Below are 2411 nucleotides of genomic sequence, written 5' to 3'. Positions count from 1 at the left end.
TTCGGCTGCTCCCCACCCCTGGATCTACCACCGCTAGGTGAATGGTTTCAGAAGGTAAATGGGGATAGGCCGTCATCAAGGCAAAACGGGCCGCTGCCACGTCCTGAGGCGGGATTTCGTGGCTAAGGTCGATAAACTGAACCTGGGGCGCGATCCCCCAAATCACCCCCTTCAGAATGCCCACGTAGGGATCCTGAAGACCAAAATCAGTGAGTAGGCTAATGACCTTCATTGGCGAGCTAAGCAGCGCTTGCCAGCCCTCTGGGAACTTTTAGCTCTCCTACGGCAGGTGGTTTTTACGGGGAAGAGGAGTCTTTTGCCAGTTCCGGCTGCAGCGGCTGGGGATCGGCAATGTTGGGCAGCTCCAGACAGTAGCCCGCCCCGTAGACAGTTTTGATGTACTGGGGGTGGCGCGGATCCGGCTCCAGCTTGGTGCGCAGATGGCGGATGTGGACGCGAATGGTCTCGATGTCGTCGTCGGGCTCGTAGCCCCACACTTCCTGCAGGATTTCGCTGGGGGAGACTGTCTGGCCGTGCCGCTGCATCAGGCAGTGGAGCAGGTCAAACTCCAGGTGGGTGAGCTTAATGGTTTTGCCAAACCACACCGCCTCGAAGCGCTCTGGCACCAGGGTGAGGGGGCCATAGGTGAGGATCTCGCCGTGTTTAGCCGTCTGGGGAATGCGATCGGCACGTCGCAGCAGGGCCCGCACCCGCACCAGCAGCTCCTGCACCTCAAAGGGTTTGGTCAGGTAGTCGTCGGCGCCAGCGTTGAAGCCTTCAATCTTGTCTTGGGTTTGGCCGAGGGCGGTGAGCATCAGGATCGGGATCTCGCTGGTGCGCTCCTCCCGCCGCAAGCGCTGGCAAACCGTCAGGCCGTCCACCTGGGGCAGCATCAGGTCGAGAATGATGAGATCCGGAAGAACCTGCAGAGCCAGTGCTTGTCCGCGTACCCCATCGGTGGCCTTCACGACCTCATAGCCCGCCAACTCCAGATTGATACGCAGAATATCCAGAATTGAAGGGTCGTCCTCAATGATGAGTATGCGAGCCATAGCCGGTTGCAGCCCAAACTGCGGATAAAACGTTTTGTTAAATCAGCTAACAAGAGTCCAAAGCTTTACGACTCAAAGTTTACTTAATTCTAGCCTCATTGCAAATCTGGCCGGGAGGCGGGTGGGCGCGGCTCCAGGGGAGACCCTTCATCCGGCTTGGCGGGCACGCTTTTTCGGATCCCCTTTGGGAATGGCGGCGATGAGGCGGCGGGTATAGTCCTGCTGCGGGTTCCGGTAGATCTGAGCGGCAGGGCCAATTTCTTCGATGCGGCCTCGGTTCATGACCAGAATGCGGTCGCTCATGAACTTGACCACGCTCAGGTCGTGGGAGATGAACAGATAGGTCAGTCCCAGCTCCTCCTGCAGATCCTTGAGCAAGTTCAGCACCTGGGCCTGTACGGAGACATCCAGGGAAGACACTGCCTCGTCGCAGACGAGCAGGCGCGGCTCCGAAGCCAGGGCGCGGGCAATGCAAATCCGCTGCCGCTGCCCGCCGGAAAACTGGTGGGGCAGACGATCCAGCGCCTCGGGATCCAACCCGACTCGTTCAAACAGGCGTTGGGCTCGTGCTCGCCGCTCGGCGGCGTTTCTCCCCATCCCGTGCAGCACCATCGGCTCCATGACGCTGGCTCCCACACTCATGCGCGGATCCAAAGAGGCTGCCGGATCCTGAAAGATAAGCTGGATCTCGCGGCGCAAGCGGCGCAGGCGCCGAGGCGGCAGGCGGAGCCAGTCTTCTCCGTCGTAGATTACCTGGCCGGAACTGGCGCGGATTAGACGCAACAGGGTTCGCCCCAGGGTGGTTTTGCCGCAGCCGGACTCGCCCACCACCCCCAGGGTTTCGCCTGGATACAGGTCGAAGCTGATCCCGTCCACAGCTCGGATCTCGCCCACCTGGCGGCCCAATGGCCCGCGACGGACGGCATAGTGGGTGCGCAACTCCCGCACCTGCAACAGAGGGGGCTGGCTGCATATCTGGCGCAGCCGTTCTTCCTCTTCGGCGGCTGGGATCTCCAGTTGCTGCCACCGCTCCTCGAGGGATCCCCCCTTTTCCTGGAAATCCTGGACGGTGGGCAGCCGCCGCAACCGCCGCTCCAACGGTGGGCGACAGGCCAGCAGGCCGCGGGTGTAGGGGTGCTGGGGATCCCAAAAGATCTGTTTCACCGATCCTTGTTCCACGGCTTGGCCCCGGCACATCACCACCACCTGATCCGCCAATTCCGCCACCAAATTGAGGTCGTGGGTGATGAAGAGGATCGCCATCTGTCGCTGCTGCTGCAGATCCCGGAGCAGGCGCAAGATCTCGGCTTGCACCGTTACATCCAAGGCGGTAGTCGGCTCATCAGCAATCAACAGCTT

At 61.0% G+C, this 2411-nt stretch carries 3 protein-coding genes; all 3 read right to left on the bottom strand.

Annotation, left to right across the window (positions count from 1 at the left end; all coding sequences use genetic code 11):
• Window positions 1-184, bottom strand: a 184-nt coding sequence (locus tag NW809_RS12020; RefSeq protein WP_414402246.1) for an SAM-dependent chlorinase/fluorinase, incomplete at its 3' end; no start/stop codon positions are given.
• A gap of 112 nt (window positions 185-296) precedes the next feature.
• Complete coding sequence (locus NW809_RS12015; protein ID WP_011430714.1) at window positions 297-1052, bottom strand: response regulator transcription factor; 756 nt, start codon at window positions 1050-1052, stop codon at window positions 297-299.
• Window positions 1053-1199: 147 nt separating this feature from the next.
• Window positions 1200-2411, bottom strand: a 1212-nt coding sequence (locus tag NW809_RS12010) for a dipeptide ABC transporter ATP-binding protein (RefSeq protein WP_414402245.1), incomplete at its 5' end; no start/stop codon positions are given.

The organism is Synechococcus sp. WC101 (genome assembly GCF_047461555.1).
GTDB lineage: Bacteria > Cyanobacteriota > Cyanobacteriia > Thermostichales > Thermostichaceae > Thermostichus.
The sequence above is the reverse complement of the archived record's forward strand: the minus strand, read 5'-3'. Positions and strand labels throughout refer to the sequence as shown.

Excerpts from the sequence above, each read along its gene's own strand:
- NW809_RS12015 (WP_011430714.1), bottom strand. The coding sequence starts at position 1,052 with ATGGCTCGCATACTCATCATTGAGGACGACCCTTCAATTCTGGATATT.